Origin of the sequence: Pseudofrankia sp. EUN1h (assembly GCF_001854645.1) — a bacterium.
Classification (GTDB): Bacteria; Actinomycetota; Actinomycetes; order Frankiales; family Frankiaceae; genus Pseudofrankia; species Pseudofrankia saprophytica.
This window is the reverse complement of record NZ_MBLN01000057.1, coordinates 1-2,234: the sequence shown is the minus strand read 5'-3', so window position 1 is coordinate 2,234 and position 2,234 is coordinate 1. Positions and strand designations below refer to the sequence as shown.

The 2,234-nt window shown below is 68.4% G+C and carries 3 protein-coding genes and 1 pseudogene; all 4 read left to right on the top strand.

Annotation, left to right across the window (positions count from 1 at the left end; genetic code table 11):
* Positions 1-433, top strand: a pseudogene (locus BCD49_RS20270) (hypothetical protein); the annotation flags it as partial.
* A gap of 112 nt (positions 434-545) precedes the next feature.
* A complete protein-coding gene (locus BCD49_RS20265; RefSeq protein WP_007515549.1) occupies positions 546-893 on the top strand; it encodes a hypothetical protein in 348 nt (115 codons plus the stop codon).
* Positions 894-896: 3 nt separating this feature from the next.
* Entirely contained in the window at positions 897-1,154 is a 258-nt protein-coding gene (locus BCD49_RS20260; RefSeq protein ID WP_007515550.1) for a hypothetical protein, read from the top strand.
* A 52-nt stretch (positions 1,155-1,206) separates the two neighbouring features.
* A partial coding sequence (locus tag BCD49_RS20255; protein ID WP_158072954.1) for a S8 family peptidase occupies positions 1,207-2,234 on the top strand: 1,028 nt, incomplete at its 3' end.

The following is a 2,234-nucleotide window of genomic DNA, read 5'->3' as shown; positions in this document are numbered from 1 at the left end:
TGCCGGAAATGTGGTCAGTGATGTGACTGGTATTCCGGGTCTGGGGCAGCTGGGGTCGTGGCTGGGTGGTCTGAGCCCGTTCTCGGCGGCGCCGGGCGGGATGATGCCGGCGGGTGCGCACCAGCTCGCCCCCTACGGCATTCTTGGTGGCCTCATTGGGAGCCTGGGTGGATCCGTGCTCGGCGACGCGATCGGAATCCCTGGTCTCGGCACCGCGGGCGGTGCCCTCGGCGGGATCCTGATTCCGTTGTCCGCTCAGCAGGCTGCCGCTCAGCAGGCCGCCGCCCAGCAGCTGGCTGCCGCCCAGCAGATTGCCGCTCAGCACGCGGCGGTCCGGCAGCACCAGAACGCCGTCGACGCCCTCACCTGCGGCGGGCAGCCCTACGCGGGAATCAACCCGCACCTCTGGCAGCAGCGTTGGGTGGCCTGCTGACCGGTCTGTTCGCAGCAGCGCGGACTTCCACTGAAGCCGCGCTTGCTACACCGCGACAGCGCGGAACCAATGTTCCACTTCCCGATCATCACCCCTTCGAACGGAATCCTTCATGGCAACGGTAAGTAGCGTGCCCCACGCCGGCGCGACCGCCAACGGGTCGCCATCCGGGCAGTGGCCACAGCAGGCAGTCGGCCTCGGCGGCGGGCTCACCGCCATGGCGCCGCTGGCGCAGGACGTATATCGGACCCAGGCCGCGATGTTCCTACAGCGAATCCACGCCTGGCTGGAGCGGACGACGCCGAGTATTCCCCAGTTCGCGCAGTTCATCCCGCCGATGATGGTCGGGGTGGAGCTCTACCGGGTGCGGCGCAACCAGGAGTCGCTCGCGCAGGCGTACTCGGTCGCTCAGGCGCTTCAGCAGGTCATCGCTCTGAACCCGGCACTGCCGCCGCTGTGACCGATGCCGATTCCCGATGACGCGGTCGCCGCGGGCGGGGGCCGCTCCGCTTATCTGATCTCCGGAGACCCGGGCAGTCTGCGCCGGCTCCTTGACGAGCTGGAGCGCGATCCTGAAACCCGAGCCCGGCGGCGGCTCGGTTCGGCCGAGCGGCTGGAGCTGCTCGTGGCCGATCTCCGGGAGGAGGACGCCGACCTCCTGCGTAAGCAGTACGGGTCCGCGATCGAGATAGAGCCGGACCGGCCACTCGAAATGTTCTGAATCAAGTCGTTCTGAAATTTCCCTCCGACTAGTAGGAGCACTGACACTACAGATGGAGAGCAACCCGAAAGGGAAATCCTCGCCGTCTTCCGCCTCGGCTTCGGCCCGTTCGACCGCGTCCGGGCGCTCAGCCTCCCGGCGCGAGGTCGAGCGTCGCCACGGCCGGTACCTCGTCGGCGCGGCTCCTCGGGAGCTGCTGCCCGCCGGAGTAAGCGTGGCGGATCCGAAGGCGATATTCGAGCGGCTCAAGACGCTGCCAGACGTCACGTTCCACCGTGAGCTGGCGATGTCCACCAACGGCCCGCTAGCGACGTTCGGCACCGGCGCGGCGCAGCCGTCGAAGATTGCCGTCTTCGAGATGCCCGAGGATCGGGCGGCCGCGTTGCGCCAAGCCCCGGACGTGCTCATCGAGCCGGACCGGAGGCTGAATGTCGCCGATCCCGCTCTGGGTGCGGCCGGGGTCCTGCCGGACCCCGGAAGACTCGCCACGCCCGGAGAGACGACGAGCCTGTCGTTCACGGTCCAGGGCCGTGACGGAACGGGCGTCGCCGGGGCAACCGTGCTGGTCCAGGGGCGGAACTTTCCCGTACAGGGGATCACCGACCAGAACGGTCGGGTCTCGGTGACGCTGATCGCCGACACCCCGGGCACCATCCAGAACGTCTACGTCCGACCGGCGTCGGACTACTGGGAGCGCTCGATCGACCGCCCACGCCTGTCGGCCAGCGAGGACAACGTCATCGCGCTGGAGCCGCTGAGCCAGCTGATGCCGGACTTCCCGAGCAGGCAGCAGTTCACCTGGGGCCAGCGGGCCATGGGGATCGACCGTATCCCGCCGACCTACCGCGGTGACGGCGTCAAGATCGCCCTCATCGACTCGGGCGTCGACGTCAACCACCCTGACCTGAAAGGCCGGATCACCGCTGGGTTCGACCTGGTTGACCGGGCTGGCAGGCACTGGGACACCGACGAGGTCGGGCATGGCACGCACTGCGCGGGCACCGTCACCGGAGCCGACAACGGGCGCGGCATCATCGGCATCGTGCCGGGTGCGGAGATCCACGTCTGCAAGATCTTCCC

Coding starts and splice junctions, on each gene's coding strand:
- BCD49_RS20265 (WP_007515549.1), top strand. CDS start 546: ATGGCAACGGTAAGTAGCGTGCCCCACGCCGGCGCGACCGCCAACGGG.
- BCD49_RS20260 (WP_007515550.1), top strand. CDS start 897: ATGCCGATTCCCGATGACGCGGTCGCCGCGGGCGGGGGCCGCTCCGCT.